Origin of the sequence: Sagittula sp. SSi028 (assembly GCF_048553715.1) — a bacterium.
Classification (GTDB): Bacteria; Pseudomonadota; Alphaproteobacteria; order Rhodobacterales; family Rhodobacteraceae; genus Sagittula.
The window spans coordinates 139,106-156,095 of record NZ_JBLZNC010000001.1; the positions used below are offsets into that span (position 1 = coordinate 139,106).

The 16,990-nt window shown below is 59.9% G+C and carries 17 protein-coding genes and 1 tRNA gene; 16 read left to right on the top strand and 2 right to left on the bottom strand.

Features of this window, described 5'->3' with window-relative positions; translation table 11 throughout:
• Nucleotides 1-31 precede the first annotated feature (31 nt).
• From sufC to ACN5AZ_RS00685, 9 genes are all read left to right on the top strand, one after another.
• Nucleotides 32-787 (top strand): Fe-S cluster assembly ATPase SufC, encoded by a 756-nt coding sequence (gene sufC, locus ACN5AZ_RS00645; RefSeq protein ID WP_419426915.1) that lies wholly within the window; start codon nt 32-34, stop codon nt 785-787.
• The gene (locus tag ACN5AZ_RS00650; protein WP_419426916.1) at nt 788-2,065 is read left to right on the top strand and encodes a SufB/SufD family protein; all 1,278 of its coding nucleotides are present in this window, start codon (nt 788-790) and stop codon (nt 2,063-2,065) included. It abuts the gene before it with no gap.
• Between the two features lie 30 nt (nt 2,066-2,095).
• Nucleotides 2,096-2,599, top strand: coding sequence for a YIP1 family protein (locus tag ACN5AZ_RS00655; RefSeq protein ID WP_419426917.1), 504 nt, complete (start codon nt 2,096-2,098; stop codon nt 2,597-2,599).
• Nucleotides 2,596-3,189 (top strand): YIP1 family protein, encoded by a 594-nt coding sequence (locus ACN5AZ_RS00660; protein ID WP_419426918.1) that lies wholly within the window; start codon nt 2,596-2,598, stop codon nt 3,187-3,189. Before ACN5AZ_RS00655 ends, ACN5AZ_RS00660 begins: the two co-directional genes overlap by 4 nt.
• Complete coding sequence (locus tag ACN5AZ_RS00665) at nt 3,182-4,402, top strand: cysteine desulfurase (RefSeq protein ID WP_419426919.1); 1,221 nt, start codon at nt 3,182-3,184, stop codon at nt 4,400-4,402. Before ACN5AZ_RS00660 ends, ACN5AZ_RS00665 begins: the two co-directional genes overlap by 8 nt.
• Before the next feature lie 103 nt (nt 4,403-4,505).
• Entirely contained in the window at nt 4,506-5,519 is a 1,014-nt protein-coding gene (locus ACN5AZ_RS00670) for a methyltransferase (protein ID WP_419426920.1), read from the top strand.
• Nucleotides 5,520-5,582: 63 nt separating this feature from the next.
• Nucleotides 5,583-5,659: transfer RNA gene (locus ACN5AZ_RS00675), tRNA-Arg, on the top strand.
• A 132-nt stretch (nt 5,660-5,791) separates the two neighbouring features.
• Nucleotides 5,792-6,316: a DinB family protein gene (locus ACN5AZ_RS00680; RefSeq protein WP_419426921.1), complete on the top strand. Its 525-nt coding sequence runs from the start codon at nt 5,792-5,794 to the stop codon at nt 6,314-6,316.
• Nucleotides 6,317-6,382: 66 nt separating this feature from the next.
• Nucleotides 6,383-7,801: a cryptochrome/photolyase family protein gene (locus ACN5AZ_RS00685; RefSeq protein WP_419426922.1), complete on the top strand. Its 1,419-nt coding sequence runs from the start codon at nt 6,383-6,385 to the stop codon at nt 7,799-7,801.
• Nucleotides 7,802-7,808: 7 nt separating this feature from the next.
• Here the strand turns inward: ACN5AZ_RS00685 and ACN5AZ_RS00690 are convergent, their stop codons facing one another.
• Nucleotides 7,809-8,231, bottom strand: coding sequence for a hypothetical protein (locus ACN5AZ_RS00690; protein WP_419426923.1), 423 nt, complete (start codon nt 8,229-8,231; stop codon nt 7,809-7,811).
• 179 nt (nt 8,232-8,410) lie between these two features.
• Between ACN5AZ_RS00690 and ACN5AZ_RS00695 the strand changes: the two genes are divergently transcribed.
• The 6 genes from ACN5AZ_RS00695 (at nt 8,411) to ACN5AZ_RS00720 (ending at nt 15,572) form a co-directional block, all read left to right on the top strand.
• Nucleotides 8,411-9,619 (top strand): class I SAM-dependent methyltransferase, encoded by a 1,209-nt coding sequence (locus tag ACN5AZ_RS00695; RefSeq protein WP_419426924.1) that lies wholly within the window; start codon nt 8,411-8,413, stop codon nt 9,617-9,619.
• A gap of 3 nt (nt 9,620-9,622) precedes the next feature.
• The gene (locus ACN5AZ_RS00700) at nt 9,623-10,063 is read left to right on the top strand and encodes a TrgA family protein (protein WP_419426925.1); all 441 of its coding nucleotides are present in this window, start codon (nt 9,623-9,625) and stop codon (nt 10,061-10,063) included.
• A gap of 2 nt (nt 10,064-10,065) precedes the next feature.
• On the top strand, nt 10,066-11,181 hold the full coding sequence (locus tag ACN5AZ_RS00705; RefSeq protein WP_419426926.1) for a gamma-glutamylcyclotransferase: 1,116 nt from the start codon (nt 10,066-10,068) through the stop codon (nt 11,179-11,181).
• A gap of 190 nt (nt 11,182-11,371) precedes the next feature.
• Nucleotides 11,372-12,400, top strand: a complete 1,029-nt coding sequence (locus ACN5AZ_RS00710; protein ID WP_419426927.1) for a cysteine synthase A — start codon at nt 11,372-11,374, stop codon at nt 12,398-12,400.
• 59 nt (nt 12,401-12,459) lie between these two features.
• The gene (locus ACN5AZ_RS00715) at nt 12,460-14,850 is read left to right on the top strand and encodes a DUF3772 domain-containing protein (protein ID WP_419426928.1); all 2,391 of its coding nucleotides are present in this window, start codon (nt 12,460-12,462) and stop codon (nt 14,848-14,850) included.
• The gene (locus tag ACN5AZ_RS00720) at nt 14,847-15,572 is read left to right on the top strand and encodes an alanyl-tRNA editing protein (protein ID WP_419426929.1); all 726 of its coding nucleotides are present in this window, start codon (nt 14,847-14,849) and stop codon (nt 15,570-15,572) included. The genes ACN5AZ_RS00715 and ACN5AZ_RS00720 overlap by 4 nt, the downstream gene beginning before the upstream one ends.
• Here ACN5AZ_RS00720 and ACN5AZ_RS00725 read toward each other — a convergent pair.
• Nucleotides 15,569-15,982, bottom strand: a complete 414-nt coding sequence (locus ACN5AZ_RS00725; protein WP_419426930.1) for a Fur family transcriptional regulator — start codon at nt 15,980-15,982, stop codon at nt 15,569-15,571. The two genes, ACN5AZ_RS00720 and ACN5AZ_RS00725, sit on opposite strands and share 4 nt — an antisense overlap.
• Nucleotides 15,983-16,081: 99 nt before the next feature.
• Here ACN5AZ_RS00725 and ACN5AZ_RS00730 point away from each other — a divergent pair, with 99 nt between their 5' ends.
• Nucleotides 16,082-16,990, top strand: coding sequence for a DMT family transporter (locus ACN5AZ_RS00730; protein ID WP_419426931.1), 909 nt, complete (start codon nt 16,082-16,084; stop codon nt 16,988-16,990).

A 16,990-nucleotide genomic window follows, 5' to 3' on the forward strand; every position in this document is an offset into this window, starting at 1 on the left:
GCTGGCACATCGAACAAGAAGGAAGAGAACTATGTTGGAAATCAAAAACCTGCACGTAAAGCTGGAAGAAGAGGACAAGCAAATCCTCAAAGGCGTCGATCTGAAGGTCGAGCCGGGCAAGGTGCATGCCATCATGGGCCCAAACGGGTCCGGTAAATCGACGTTGTCCTATGTTCTGTCCGGCCGCGACGGCTATGAGGTCACGGATGGGTCCGCGACGCTTCTGGGTGAGGACATCCTCGAGATGGAAGTGGAAGAGCGCGCCGCCGCTGGCCTGTTCCTTGCCTTCCAGTATCCGGTAGAGATCCCCGGTGTCGGTAACATGACCTTCCTGCGCACGGCAGTGAACGCACAGCGCAAAGCGCGTGGCGAGGAAGAACTGTCCGCAGCCGACTTCCTCAAAGAGATCCGCGAGAAAGCGAAATCGCTGAAAATCGATGCCGAGATGCTGAAGCGTCCCGTGAACGTGGGCTTCTCCGGTGGTGAGAAAAAGCGTAACGAAATCCTGCAGATGGCTATGCTGGAGCCGAAAATGTGCATCCTTGACGAGACAGACTCCGGTCTGGATGTCGATGCGATGAAACTGGTGTCGGACGGTGTGAATGCCCTGCGTGAGGAAGGCCGGTCCTTCCTTGTGATCACCCACTACCAACGCCTGCTGGACCACATCAAACCCGATGTTGTGCACATCATGGCAAACGGTCGCATCATCAAAACCGGCGGCCCCGAGCTGGCGTTGGAAGTTGAAAACAACGGCTATGCCGATCTGTTGGCAGAGGAGGCGTAAATGTCGCTGCCCAAAGCAAAACAGGATGCAACCGACGCGCGTTTGAACGCTTTGACCCTGCCCGAAGGCGGCTGGGCCGAGGCGGCGCGCCGTGATGCGCTGTCCCGCGTGCAGGCCATGGGCTTGCCCACCGCGCGTGATGAATACTGGAAGTACACCCGCCCCGATGCGCTGGTGTCTGTCGATGCCCCCGAGGCGGCGGCGATGGAGGCCCATGAGGCCCCCATCTTTGGCGCGCGGGACCGGGTCGAAGTGGTCTTTGTCGACGGTGTCTTTGATGCCGAGGCGTCTGATGATCTGGCGATCGAGGGTGTGACCATCGAACGTCTCGCGGATGCGAGCGACATCCACTGGGCCAAGGACATCTACGGCGTTCTGGAGAGCAACGGCCAGACCCCGGTCAACCGTCCGCTGGCAGCGCTGAACACCGCCTTTGCCAGCGATGGTCTGCTGATCCACGTCACAGGCAAGGCGTCGAAGCCGTTGCACATCAACTATGTGCACAAGGACGCACGTTCCGACGCGATCCTGCACCATGTGGTCAAGGTCGATGCCGGTGCCGAGCTGACGATCCTCGAAAACGGGGCGGCGGCGGCGCGGTTCAACCACGTGATGGAGGCGGATATCGCCGATGGCGGGGCGCTCCATCATGTGCGGGCGCAGGGCCGTGACCACGACCGCCGCGCGGTGACGCATACCTTTACCCGTCTGGGCGCGGAAAGCACGTTCAAGAGCTTTACGTTGACGGTGAACGGTGTGCTGACGCGCAACGAGGCGATCATCGAGTTCACGGGCGACGATGCGGTGGCCCACGTGGCAGGTGCCTGCATGGGCGACGGCGCGTTCCACCACGATGACACGGTGTTCATCACCCATGATGCGGTGAACTGTGAATCCCGTCAGGTGTTCAAAAAGGTGCTGCGCAACGGTGCGGTCGGCGTGTTCCAGGGCAAGATCCTTGTCAAGGAAGGCGCGCAGAAAACCGATGGCTACCAGATCAGCCAGTCGCTGCTGCTGGACGACGACAGCCAGTTCCTCGCCAAGCCCGAGCTTGAGATCTACGCCGATGATGTGGCCTGTTCGCACGGCTCGACCTCGGGCGCGATCGACGAGGACAGCCTGTTCTATCTGCGGGCCCGTGGCGTGCCGCGCGGCGCGGCCGAGGACATGATGACCATCGCGTTCATCGCCGAGGCGGTTCAGGAGATCGAAGACGAGACCTTGCAGGAAGAGCTGAACGAACGTGTGGCCGCATGGCTGGCACGGCGTCGGGGCTGACACTTGCCGGTCTCAAGCGATATCGCGTCGATGTACCGACGCCCGGCGGAGGTGCTTCGCCGGAAACTGGCGCGCGAGGAAAGCGAACCTCGCGCGCTGGCGTATCTGATGGGCGCATGCGGGTTCATGTTCGTGGCGCAACTTCCGACCGTGGCGCGGCAGGTGTCCCTGTCGGACCCCGCGCGTTGGGCGGCAGAGCCCGCGGCGTATAACGCCGCGCTACAGCCTGCACTGGGTGGGGCGCTGTTGGCGACCATGATCTTCTGGCCCTTGATCCTGTATGCGCTGGCGGCAGTGATCCACCTGCTGCTGCGTCTCGCGCGGCGCAGGGTCACGGGGTATGACGTGCGGCTTAGCCTGTTCTGGGGGCTGCTGTCGGCGGTGCCCTTGGCGTTGCTGGGCGGATTGACCGGCGGTTTTGTGGGCTCCGGCGTCGCTTTGACGCTGGTGGGTGTCTTGTGGCTGATGGCGGTTTTGTGGTTCGTAAGCACCGGGGTGCGCGAAGCACATCGAATGGCAGGAGAGCCGAAATGACCCTGACCCAAGGCCTTGTACGTATGGCGCTGGAGACGATCACCGGCCCCCGCCGCGTGGCGCAGCAGCTGATGGCCGCCCACCTCAGCCGCGAGGTGCTGGCCACAGCCTTTGCGTTGGTGATCACCCTGAATGCGGTGCTCTACGGTCTGACGCTGCTGCTGGCGCCGCCACCTGCGGGCACGTCGATCTTTCTGGCGCAGCCCGTGGGCTATGCGGTGGTCGAGGTGGTCTCGCTTGCCGGTATGATCGCGTCTTTGACCTTTGTCGGGCGCTTGATGGGCGGTGCGGGCCGGTTCGAGGACGTGGCCCTGCTGCTGATCTGGTTGCAGGCGCTCAACGCAGCAGTGCAGGCGGCATCGTTGATTTTACTGGTGGCAATCCCGCCGCTGTCAGGTCTGATGAGCCTTGTCGCCATGGTGATCGGGTTCTGGATCCTGTTGAACTTTATAGCCGAGGCGCATGGTTACGGTACTTTGTTAAAAGCGTTTGGCGTGTTCATTCTGGCGCTGCTGGCGCTGGGGTTTGCGCTGTCGATGCTGATGACACTGGCCGGCGTCTCACCGGAAGGATTGATTGGCAATGTATGACGTGAACGAGGTCCGCAAGGATTTCCCGATCCTGTCCCGCGAGGTGAACGGAAAGCCGTTGGTCTATCTTGACAACGGTGCGTCGGCGCAAAAGCCTCAGGTGGTGATCGATGCGGTCACCCGTGGCTATGCCGAGGAATACGCCAACGTTCACCGTGGGTTGCACTATCTCAGCAACCTTGCCACCGACAAATACGAGGGCGTGCGCAGCACCATTGCGCGGTTCCTCGGGGCCTCTGACCCCGAAGAGATCGTCTACACCACCGGCACCACGATGGGCATCAATCTGGTGGCCTATGGCTGGGCTATGCCGCATCTGGAGGCCGGGGACGAGATCATCCTGTCAGTGATGGAGCATCACGCCAACATCGTGCCTTGGCATTTCCTGCGGGAACGTCAGGGGGTGGTGATCAAATGGGTCGATGTGGATGCCACCGGCGCGCTTGATCCGCAAAAGGTGATTGATGCCATCACGCCCAGGACCAAACTGATCTCTGTCACGCAGGTGTCGAATGTGTTGGGCACGGTCGTGGACGTCAAAACGATTTGTGACGCGGCGCAGGCCAAAGGCGTGCCGGTGCTGGTCGATGGCTCGCAGGCGTCAGTGCACATGCCGGTCAATGTCGAAAGCCTTGGCTGTGATTTCTATGCCATCACCGGTCATAAGCTTTATGGTCCGTCCGCCTCGGGCGCGATCTGGATCAAACGCGCGCGCATGGACGAGATGCGGCCCTTTATGGGCGGCGGGGATATGATCCGCGAGGTTCACAAGGACCACATCACCTACAACGATCCGCCGATGAAGTTCGAGGCCGGCACCCCCGGTATCGTGCAGCAGATCGGTCTGGGGGTGGCTCTGGACTATATGATGGATCTGGGGATGGAGAACATTGCCGCGCATGAGGCCGCCTTGCGCGACTACGCCGTGGACCGGCTGGGCGGGCTGAACTGGATCAACGTCCAAGGGACGACGGCGGACAAGGCGGCGATCTTTTCCTTCACGATGGAAGGGGCGGCGCATGCGCATGATATCTCGACCATCTTGGACAAAAAGGGCGTTGCCGTGCGCGCAGGCCATCATTGCGCGGGCCCGCTGATGGATCATCTGGGGGTCAGTGCGACTTGCCGCGCGTCCTTTGGCCTGTACAACACGACGGCCGAAGTCGATGCCTTGGTGGATGCACTTGAACTGGCGCATGATTTGTTTGGCTAAGCCTTGATCACTGCCAATGTCTGATTGCGACATTTCAATGTCGTTTCTTTCCAAGTGATGATCCCCCCGCTACTGTGTCAGTGAAGCTGACCTAGGGGGGATCATGGCTGTCTTGGAAACTGCGGATCAGGTGTCGGATATTGCATTCGGCTTCATGGGATCAAAGGCGCTGTTTGCGGCACTGGAAATCGGCGTTTTTACCGCATTGACCGAGGGACCATTGTCGGCACAGGGGCTGGCCGCACGCACCGAGGTGGATGGCGACCGGGCTGAAACCCTGTTGACCGCTTTGACGGGCCTTGGCTTGGTCACGCGGACGGATGGGTGTTACGCGAACTCCCCCGCGGCGGAGGCCTTTTTGGTCAAAGGTGCGAAATACGATTTCGGCGATTACCTGCGCTTGCAAGTGGGGCGCCAGATGTACGGTCTGCTTGATCAGATCGAGGATGCCCTGACAGACCGTTTGCCCGAGGGCGCGACTGCGTCCTATGCAGAGTGGTTTTCCGACCCGGAACAAGCACGTCTTTATTCCCAGTCGCAGCATGCCGGATCGCTGGGACCGGCGCGGCAATTGCTGCGCAAGGTCGACCTTAGCGGGGCGCGCCGCTTGCTGGACGTGGGCGGTGGCACAGGGGCGTGGTCCATCACACTGTGTTCGGCGCTGCCGGACCTGAGCGCGACCATCGTGGATTTTCCCAATGTTGCAGCGCTCGGGCAGGACTACGTAGCGACCGCAGGGCTGACAGACCGTATCCGCTATCATCACGGTAATGCTCTGGAGGTCGATTGGCCAGCGGGGCAGGATCTTGTGCTAATGTCCTACTTGTTTTCCGGTGTCCCGGGCGAGAGCCATTCGGGGCTACTGTCGCAAGCCTTTGACCGGTTGGAGCCCGGCGGTTTGCTGTTGTTGCATGATTTCGTGGTTCATGCGGATCGCACAGGGCCCAAACTGGCGGCGCTTTGGCAGCTGCAGCACACGGCCTTTACCCCCCACGCGAGGTCGCTGGATGTCGGTGGGCTGACGGCCGCTTTGGAAAAGGCTGGCTTTGTTGATATCTCGGTCTCTGACATGATCCCGGAGATGACCATGCTGGCGGTGGCGGAGAAACCGGGTTGAAGCGCGCAGGTCATGAAGATCGCGCTTGCAGCCTGTGGCGGGGCACGGTAGATGCACCCACAGGCACCCGTAGCTCAGCTGGATAGAGCGCTGCCCTCCGAAGGCAGAGGCCATAGGTTCGAATCCTATCGGGTGCGCCATTTCCTTGATGAACATGGTTGTTGATGCAGTTGGATATGCTGCAAGCCCGCAGATGGCGTATAGAAACATTGTTTCTGGCGGGCCAACGGGGCTAGCTTTGATCAAAGCTATTCCTCGATAGGACGCATTGCATGACACCCGATCACGTACGAACCTTGGCGCGCTATAATGCTTGGCAAAACGCGCAGCTGATCGACATATTCGCGACCGCCGGGGCAGGGGATCTGTGCGCTGACAGGGGCGCGTTTTTCGGCTCGATCCTTGGCACGGCGAACCATGTTCTTTGGGCGGATCAGATGTGGATGTCGCGTTTTGCGGATGTGGCGCCCCCATCTGTGCCTTTGCCTGACAGCCCGCGATTGACGGCAAATGCAGAAGGATGGGGTGGGCGCAGGCGCGATCTGGATGCGCGGATTTTAGATTGGGCCGCAGCGCTCACCCACAGCGACCTCGACCGCGATCTTGTTTGGTTTTCGGGCTCCGCCCAATCCGACATTCGACGCGCGATGGCAATATGCGTGACGCATATGTTCAATCACCAAACCCATCATCGCGGGCAAATCCACGCCATGCTGACATCGGCGGGTTTGGCTGCGCCGGTGTCCGATCTGGTTTTTATGCCCGATCTGGAAACCCGGACCGAGGAAAACGGTTGATACGTCCATTTGTGATCTTGTCTCCAGCGACTGCGCGCTAAGTGTCTGCGGAAACGAGGGAATAGAATGAGCAAATCTCCGACGCTGGTATGGTTCAGGCGTGATCTGCGTCTGGGTGATAATGCGGCTTTAACGGCTGCTGTGGAACGGGGCGGGCCGGTCATTCCGGTGTTCATCCGGGATGCTCTGGTCGATCAACTGGGGGCCGCGCCGAAATGGCGGCTGGGTCTGGGCGTCGAGCATTTGGCAAAGACCCTAGAGGCCAAAGGAAGCCGATTGATCTTGCGGTCCGGGCCTGCGCGCGAAGTGCTAGAGGAGTTGGTCAGGGAAACCGGTGCCGGGGCTGTATACTGGTCGCGCGCTTATGACCCCGACAGCGTCGACCGGGATCGTCGGGTAAAAGAGGCAATAAAGGACCTCGACGTGGACGCCGCCAGCCACACGGGCCACATCATGTTCGAGCCATGGACCGTCGAGACTAAGCAGGGCGCATTCTACAAAGTGTACACGCCATTCTGGAAGTCGGTCAAAGACAGAGACGTCCCCGCACCGCTTCCAGCGCCACATGAGCTTATGGCCCCAAGTAGCTGGCCTGAAAGTGAAAAGATCACGGATTGGGGTTTGGCCGCCGCGATGAGGCGCGGCGCTGATGTGGTGTACCCTTATCTTCATGTCGGTGAAGAAAAAGCGATGAACCGTATGTCTGTGTTCGTCCGTGACAAGATTGATGACTACGCGCAAGCGCGTGACCGCGTGGCGGTGGATGGGACGTCGGGGTTGTCCGAGAACCTTGCCGTGGGCGAGATTTCACCTGCGCAATGTTGGCATGCGGGCCGCAGGGCCATGGAGGCCGGCAAAGCAGGCGCGGAAACCTTCTTGAAAGAGCTGGTTTGGCGGGAGTTTGCATATCATTTGATGTGGCATACGCCGCGCCTTTTGACCGACAATTGGCGCGAGGATTGGGATGCCTTCCCGTGGAATGAAGACGAGCGTCTGAGCGAAGTGAAGGCGTGGAAACAGGGCAGAACCGGTATTCGTTTTGTCGACGCGGGCATGCGAGAGATGTATGTCACGGGCCGCATGCACAATCGTGTCCGGATGATTGTTGCCAGCTATCTGACCAAACACCTGATGTGCCATTGGAAAATCGGACAGAAATGGTTTGACGATTGTCTGATCGATTGGGACCCTGCGTCGAACGCAATGGGGTGGCAATGGTCAGCGGGATCGGGACCGGATGCGACGCCATATTTTCGCGTTTTCAATCCCGTCACGCAGCGTGAAAAATTTGACCCGGACCGGTCCTATATTGACCGCTGGATTGCCGAGGATCGCCGCAACCCAAGCGCGACGGCCCTTAGCTATTTCGACGCTATTCCCGAAAGCTGGCCGTTGTCTCCGGATGATGCCTATCCCGACCCGATTGTCGACGTAAAAGAGGGGCGGCAAAGGGCATTGGAAGCTTATCAAAACCGCGATTTCTGAATTCGGGTCAGCCGGAAACACCGGCCATAGATGACATCTGTACCCAACCCTGGCGGCCGTTGCCAAAATCCATCCGACACACGGGTTTGGTATCGTCACAGGTCCGGATATAGCCACCTTCGCCGGGTAACAGGGTACCGGTCGAAGACGTCTGCTCGGCGGAATCGTAAATGGTCACGGCGGTGTTGCCCAAGTTGAAATAAGCGATGTTACGCGGCAGGTCACGGCGCCAGTTTTGTGCGCTTGCCGGTGTTTGCTGGATTGGCGCAGGGCTGGACAGATTGGGAGATCCCCCGCCGGAAAGCGTGATCGGGCCACGGGTATTCGGGGCGTCCGTATTCCCACCGGTCGGAAGCGCAACGTTGCGTATTTCGCCGCAACCCACCAAAATAATTGCCAGCAGGCCTGATACTAACATTTGCCGTGTCACGACGTGCACTCCTGTAAATTTCTTTGAGGGGGCATTCAAAATCTATGATCCGCTCAGCCGGGCCCCGCGTATGTATCAAGTAAACCACCTCTTTGCGGGAATTCCAAACTAAGAACACTTGCCGCATTGATTATCTGGCATAAAATTCCCGAACATTCCTCGTGATATGAAAGCACCACATGGCCCTGACGTCCCTTGACCACCAAACTGATCTGCCGCGCTATTTCGGACATGTGTTCCGCATGGCACAGGGCATGGAAAAGGGGCGGTTGGATATGGTTTTGCGCGACGGGCGCCGGTTTCGCGCGGACGGTGCCGCGCCCGGACCAGTCGCCGAAGTTCACCTGCACGACGATGATATCTTTGGCAGATTGATCCGCGAGGGCGATCTGGGGTTCTGCGAAGCCTACATGGATCAATCCTGGACCTCGCCGGACCTGATGGCCTTTCTCGATCTCGTCCACGCAAACGAAGACAGCCTATTCGACGGGTTTCCGGGGCAGGGGCTGGTGCGGGTTTGGGAGAAGTTTCGTTTCTGGATGCAGCGCAATACCAAACGTCAGGCCAGAAAGAACATCTCGCACCATTACGATTTGGGGAACGACTTTTACAGCCTCTGGCTGGATGAAACGATGACCTACAGTTCGGCGCTTTTCGAGACAGGGCAGGAAAGCACCGAAAAGGCCCAGATCGCGAAATACAAATCCATGGTGGACCAGATGGGCGCAAAGCCCGGCGACCATATTCTGGAAATCGGCTGTGGCTGGGGCGGTTTCGCGGAATACGCAGCAAAAGAACGCGGGCTTCGTGTGACGGGTTTGACGATCTCGAAGGAACAGCTGGCTTACGCGCAGGATCGTATGAAGCGTGCAGGTTTGACCGATATGGTGGACCTGAAATTGCAGGATTACCGTGATGAACGTGGGCAATACGACGGGATTGCCAGTATTGAGATGTTCGAAGCCGTCGGCGAGAAATATTGGCCCGTCTATTTTGAGACGGTTCGTGAGCGGCTAAAACCCGGGGCGCATGCAACGCTGCAGATCATCACTTTGCAGCACAAACGTTGGGAAGTGTACCGTCGGGGCGTCGATTTTATTCAGAAGTACATCTTTCCCGGCGGCATGTTGCCCAGCCCGGAAATCCTTCGTGGTGAAGTGGAACGTGCAGGGCTTCAAGTTGTTAGAAGCCTTGAATTCGGAGAGAGCTATAGCCAGACGTTGCGCCGTTGGCATGATACGTTCAACGATCATTGGGATGAAATTTCGAACATGGGTTTCGATGATCGTTTCCGCCGGATGTGGAATTTCTACCTCGCCTCTTGCGCGGCGACCTTTCACAGCGGTAATTGTGACGTGACACAAATCACGATCCAAAGGCCCGCTTGATCCATGCCCACTGCCTCCAAACTCGTCGCTGGTCTGTGTTTGGCGGTTATGGCGCTTGTGATTTCGCAACTGGTGCGTCCCCTCTGGCCGGAGGGGACCGATTTTCACAACTTCGATTATTGGAATGCGCTGATTGGGTTTCTATGCGGCTGGATTTTGCTTGGTCCGCGGACCGGGCGGGGCTTTGCGGCGTCGATATCTAACGGCACAACAGCGGCTGTAATGGTCGTTATTTGGGGCGTGTTTGTGTATGCGACCGAGGAAATGGTCGACCGGTCCTTCCGGCGTTTTTATGACAGCCCGTTCGAGGCGGTTGGCGCCATTTTCGAGCTCGCTTTGGAATTTGGCGCCCGCATTTTTCAAGCGGAGATCATCTTGGCGGTGCTCGTCGGAGGGATCATCAGCGGGTTGATCGCTGAAATCGCCGGTAGGCGCTGGAGCTGAATTTGAACAGTTTGTTTTGCTACGGCACATTGCGGTGCCCCGATCTGAGGGCGATCGTTTTGGGCCGCGATGTCGACTCTCGTGACGCGACGCTATGCGGGTATCTCGCGCTGGAGGTGCCCGGCGAGCCGTACCCGACAATACGGGAGGGTGAGGGATCCATCGTTGGGACCTTGTTGCAGGGGCTCACCGAAGAAGACCTTGATCGGCTTAACTTTTATGAGGGTGGCTTTGGCTATTCTCTTCGCGCCGTACAGGTGGTTACGGACATCGGTCCGGTTGATACGGTCGTCTATTTTCCCGATGCTCCGATGCCCGTTGGCGGCCCGTGGTCCTTGAGCGATTGGCAGGACACATGGGGAAGGATGTCCTGTCTGGCCGCCACAGAAGCCATGTCGCGTTTCGGAAAAACGGGTGGCGAGAGTGTGGCGACCTTGCTGCCGTTTTTTCGCAACCGTGCGTGGTCAAAGATACTGGCCGGAGCGCCAACCGCGCGTTCCATCCGTTCGGATCTGACACAAGAGCGCGATGTTGAAATCCTGGATCTGCACGAAGGATACGACGGTTTCTTTCGCCTGCAGCCCTTTACACTTCGGTATCGACAATTCGACGGGAGCTGGGGCAAACCTCTGCGCCGCGAGTGTTTCATGGCCTATGACGTGGCGCTGGTGCTGCCTTATGATCCGATCTCGGACCAAATTTTGCTGACAGAACAATGCCGGTTCGGGCCAATCCATCGGGGGGATTCTGCGCCTTGGGTGCTGGAGCCTGTGGCAGGCATGATTGACGCGGGCGAGACGCCGGAAGAGGCCGCGCGACGCGAGGCCGTTGAAGAAGCGGGCCTTCAACTGGATGAACTCCTGCCCATTTCGACGGGCTATGCCTCGCCGGGATACAGCACTGAATTCTATCACACTTTCATCGGGTTGTGTGATCTATCAAATCGCGCAAGCCGCAGTCAGGCGGGGCTGGCCAGCGAGAATGAGGATATTCGCAACCACGTTATTAGCTTCGATAAAGCACTGGACTTGGTCGCCAGCGGAGAGATCAACGCAGTGCCGCTGCAGATGTTGATCTTTGCCTTGGCGGGACGTCGCGAAAGCCTGAGAAAGAAATAGCGTCTCTGATTGCGCTTTAGACGGGAAATATTTTGCCAAACGTTTGCATCCTGCAGGACATCAGGTCCCGTCTGCAGGGCTTGCCGCGAACGTACGGCGCGCACAGGCGGGGTGATGGCATCGCGCAGGCCTTGAGTTCCGGTGACCGCAGCCCTACACCCTTTGGCAAGAGATGAAAAAGGATCGCCACATGCGTATCGCAGCCGACCTCGCACAGGCGGTGGGAAACACCCCGCTGATCAAACTCAAGAAAGCCTCTGAAGAGACCGGATGCGAGATTCTGGGCAAGGCGGAATTCATGAACCCGGGTCAATCGGTCAAGGATCGCGCCGCGCTGTTCATCATCAAGGACGCCGTGGAAAAGGGCTTGTTGAAACCCGGCGGCACCATCGTCGAAGGGACCGCCGGTAACACGGGCATTGGTCTGGCGCTGGTCGGGGCGTCGATGGGCTTTAAGACGGTGATCGTCATGCCCGAGACGCAAAGTCAGGAAAAGAAAGACATGTTGCGTCTGGCCGGGGCCGAGCTGGTTCTGGTGCCCGCAGCGCCCTACAGCAATCCGAACAACTATGTACGGTATTCAGGCAGGCTTGCCGAAGAGCTGTCGCGCACCACGCCAGAAGGGGTGATCTGGGCGAACCAGTTCGACAACGTGGCCAACCGTCAGGCGCATATCGAAACCACCGGCCCCGAAATCTGGGAACAGACCAACGGCAAGGTCGATGGCTTTGTCTGCGCGGTCGGATCGGGCGGCACCTTGGCCGGTGTCGGAATGGCGCTGCAGCCCAAAGGCGTAAAGATCGGTCTGGCCGATCCTGAAGGGGCCGGTTTGTTCAAGCTTTACACCGGCACCGAAAACCCCGGAAACTCGATTACCGAGGGCATCGGGCAGGGGCGCATCACGGCCAACCTCGAAGGGTTCACACCCGATTTCTGCTGGCGCATCGCCGACAAAGAGGCGCTGCCCATTGTGTTCGATTTGCTGCAGGACGAGGGGCTGTGCCTTGGCGGTTCAAGCGGTGTGAACATCGCGGGCGCGATCCAGATGGCGCGCGAGCTGGGACCGGGCCACACCATCGTAACGGTGCTGTGTGACTATGGCACGCGCTATCAGTCGAAACTGTTCAACCCCGATTTCCTGCGCGACAAAGGGTTGCCGACACCGCCATGGATGACACGTGCGCCTGCGTCGATCCCCGGCGTATTTGAGGACGCATGAGCTGTTTGACACGATTTTTGGGCACGCTGCTTCTTGCGGCGTGCCTTTTTGTTTCTGGCATGGACACTCCGGCCTTTGCGCAGGATGTGACGCAGCCGGACTATGCGGAATGGGAACTGCGCGCCCGCGCCGATGAGGTGAAGCTGGACCTTGGTGCGGCCTCCAGCGCCGAGTTGGAAGACATCCGGTCGCGCATGGTCGCGTGGCGGACCCAGTTTCTGGAGGCGCAGAACACCAACGCCTCGCGCATCAGCACCGTGCGGGCGCAGATCGACGCATTGGGGGCTGCCCCCGAAGAAGGCGAGGAAGAGCCCGAGGACATCGCCGCGCGCCGTAGCGAGTTGAACGCCCAGCTTGCCGACTTGCGTGCGCCGGTGCTGCAGGCCGAAGAGGCCTACACCCGCGCCGACGGGATCATCCGCGAGATTGATGCTATCATCCGCGACCGCCAGACCCGCGAGCTTTTGGAACTGGGGCCGACGCCGCTTAATCCGACCAATTGGCCGACGGCGCTTGGCGCCTTTATGGGCTCGCTCCGCGCCACATGGGACGAGGTCGTGGCCAACGCAAAATCGCCGTCTTATCAAAGCGAAGCGCGCCGCAATCTGCCGCTGGTCTTGTTGTTGACAGCGGTCGGCGTGATGCTGATCACGCGCGGCAAGACATGGGCGCAGATGGGGGTAGACCGTTTGCGTGGCGGCGCACGGCGTGGCACCGGCGTGTTCCGGTTCTTCGTCTCCTTGGGCGCGATCGTGCTGCCCTATTTAGGTATTTATGCGCTGATTGAGGCGGTGTCTGCCACAGGGTTCAGCGGCACCCGTTGGGAGGCCTTGCTGGGTCAGTTGCAATTCTGGGCGGCGTTGCTGCTGGGCACGCGCTGGCTGGCAGATCAGTTGTTCCTCGAAATCGGGGACCGGCGGACGGTTCAGCTGACAGATGGCGCCCGCCAAGAGGGGCGGCGTTTGGCCAACGCTCTGGCGTGGCTTTATGTGGCGTGGGACGTGGTTGGCGCGCAGGGTGAGCTGGACGGCTATTCCGAGGCCTCGACCGCCGTGATCGAATTCCCGATCCTGCTGCTGAGCGCGCTGGCGCTATTCCGGTTGTGCCGCATCCTTGCCAGCGAGGACAGCGTCGAGGTTCCAGAGGACGAAGAAGCCAGCGTTTTCCGCGCCCGTATGATGCGTCTTTTGGGGCGGATCGGGCAGGGGGTGGCCGTGGTGGGTACCGCCATGTCCGCGATCGGTTACGCACAATTTGGCGAGGCGACGGTCTACCCCTTTGTCGCGACGCTGGGGCTGGCCGCGCTTTTGATGGTGCTGCAGCGGTTCATCTTTGACGTCAGCGATCTGGTGTCGGATCGGTTCAACACGGAAAACGACGGGCTTTTTCCGGTGCTTGCGGCATTCCTGCTTTGTGCCGCGGCGCTGCCGTTCCTTGCCTTGATATGGGGCGCGCGGACCGCCGATCTGTTGGAACTCTGGACCCGCTTCCGCGAGGGCTTCGTCTTTGGCGAGACGCGCATTTCGCCCACGGATTTCCTTGTGGTGATCGTGGTCTTTGTCATCGGCTACATGCTGACACGTCTGCTGCAGGGGGCGTTGAGGACGTCGGTCCTGCCCAAGACCAAGATCGACAAGGGCGGCCAGACGGCCATCACCTCTGGCGTGGGCTATATCGGGATTTTTCTGGCGGCCATCGTGGCGATCACCTCTGGCGGGCTGGATTTGTCCTCATTGGCGATTGTGGCCGGTGCGCTGTCTGTCGGTATCGGTTTTGGCTTGCAGACTATTGTGCAGAACTTTGTCTCCGGGATCATCCTGCTGGTGGAGCGCCCGATTTCCGAAGGCGACTGGATCGAGGTCAACGGCACACATGGAACGGTCAAGGATATCTCTGTCCGCTCCACCCGGATCGAGACCTTTGACCGCTTCGAGATGATCGTGCCCAATGCAGATCTGATTTCCGGCACTGTGTCCAACTACACCCGTGGCAATATGATGGGGCGGATCGTGATCCCCGTCGGCGTGGCCTATGGCAGCGACACGCGCAAAGTGCAGCGGTTGTTGATGAACATTGTGCGCCGTCATGATGACGTGTTGCTGAACCCTGAACCGGGGGTGGATTTCATTGGCTTCGGGGCGGATTCTCTCGATTTCCAGATCCGCGCCGTGTTGTACGACATTACGATGGGGCTGGCGGTACGGACTGAGATCCGCCATCAGATCGTCGAGACCTTTGCCAAGGAAGGGATCGAGGTGCCGTTTGCGCAGCGTGATGTCTGGCTGCGCAATCCTGAAACCCTGACCGGAGGAAGGGCAGCGCCCGCTGAGGACGCGCCCGAGGACGTAGTCCCCCCCGAGACACCGGATAAGGTCGCAGGCGGCGGTCTGGATTTGCCCGAAGGGCGCGGCGACGGCGAGACGGCAGGCGAAGGAGACGCTGACAGATGACAGATGCAACCCCCTTGTATCGACAGGATGCCTACCTGCGCGAAGCGCCGGGGCGCGTGGTCGACATTACGCCCGAGGGTGGGGTGATCGTCGAACCTGCGCTGTTCTACCCCAAGGGCGGTGGCCAGCCCGGCGACAGCGGCTGGTTGGAATGGGACGGCATACGCCTGCCCATCGCCACGGCGGTTAAGTCGGAAGATGGCCAGCGGTCTGTATTGGTGCCGGCCGAGCCGATGGCGCTGCCGCCGATGGGGGCGCATGTCGTGCAGGTGCTGGATTGGGATCTGCGCTATCGGCATATGCGGATGCACACGGCGCTGCATCTGCTAAGCGTTGTGATTCCCTTGCCGGTGACAGGTGGGCAGATCGGACCACAAACGGGACGTCTGGATTTTCTCATGCCGGAGCCACCCAGCGACCGCGAGGCCATTGCCGAGCAACTCAATGCCTTGGTGGATCGTGATCTGGAAGTCAGCGAAGGCTGGATCAGCGAGGCCGAATTGACGGCCCGCCCCGAGCTTGTGAAAACCATGTCCGTTCAGCCGCCACGGGGCGCGGGGCGTATTCGTCTGGTGCGGATCGGGCGGGGGTCTGAACAGGTTGACCTGCAGCCCTGCGGTGGCACCCATGTGGCGCGCACGGCGGAAATCGGTCACCTGACGCTGGGCAAGATCGAGAATAAGGGCAAGCAGAACCGGCGTGTGTCGATCGCCTTCGGTTAAGGCTTTTTCAGCGGGACACCGTATAATTCCATACGGTGTCCTTGCAGCTTGTAGCCCAGCTTTTTAGCGATTTTTTCCTGCAGGGCCTCGATCTCGGGGTCGACAAATTCGATGACATCGCCGGTGGTTACGTCGATCAGATGGTCGTGATGTTCGCGTTCCGCGTCTTCATAGCGGGCGCGCCCGTCCCCGAAATCCACTTTTTCCAGTATGCCGGTTTCCTCGAACAGTTTGACGGTCCGGTACACCGTCGCCAGAGAAATCCGCGCGTCCAGCGCGGCGGCGCGGGCATGCAGTTCCTCCACATCGGGGTGATCGGCCGCGGTTTCGAGCACCTCGACAATGGTGCGCCGCTGGTCGGTCATGCGCAGCCCCTGTGCTGCGCAGCGTTCTAGGATGGTGTCTGTCATGGGCCCGCGTTTTCTGTGCTGTTCTCTCTTTTAAACTTTGGTCCGCCCGAGGCCAAGTGCAGCCATTGACCTTATCGGCAGCTCAGTGTCCATGGGCCCATGAAACGTAAAGATTCCATGGATATGGCCGGTGCTTTGGGGCTGACAGGCTTTGCCGTCGCCTTGGCGTTCAATCAGGTTGTGATCAAGCTGAGCAATGGCGGATTCGGACCCGTTTTCGGGGCAGGGCTGCGGTCGCTGCTGGCGCTTTTGGTGCTGGGTGTTTGGGTCTGGTGGCGCGGTGCACGGTTGGGGTCCTTGCGCGCGACACTGTGGCCGGGGCTGGTTCTCGGCGGGCTGTTTTCGCTGGAGTTTATCCTTCTTTTCACCGCGTTGGATCTGACCACCGTGTCGCGCGGGTCGATCATCTTTTATTCCATGCCGGTGTCTTTGGCGCTGATCGCGCATTTTGCTTTGCCGGGAGAGGCCCTGTCGCTGCGCCGTGCCATTGGTCTGGGTCTTGCCATGGGGGGCGTGGTTCTGGCCTTGACGGACCCGAGCAGCCGCACGCAAGGCTCATTGCTAGGCGATGTTGCGGCTTTGGGGGCAAGCTGGTGCTGGGCTGGGATCGCGCTGACCGTGCGGATGACGCGGGTGTCAGACCTGCCCGCCGAGGGGCAGTTGTTCTGGCAGTTGGCGGTCTCGGCGGTGGTGTTGCTGGTGCTCGCGCCGGTCATGGGGCTGCTGATGCGCGCGCCGGATGCCGTGGCATGGGCCGCGATGGGCTATGGCGTGGTTGTGGCGAGCCTTGGCTTTTTGTTCTGGCTGCACCTGATGACGATCTATCCGGCATCGGATGTGGCATCGTTCAGCTTTCTATCGCCGGTTTTGGCGGTGGTGTTCGGCTGGCTGGTTTTTGGCGAGCCGGTGGGTGTGCAATTTCTGATCGCTCTGACCTTGGTGGCGGTGGGGATCGTGCTGATCAATCGCCGCCGTAAGCCGCGCCCACCGTCCCAGCCGACCGTTTAG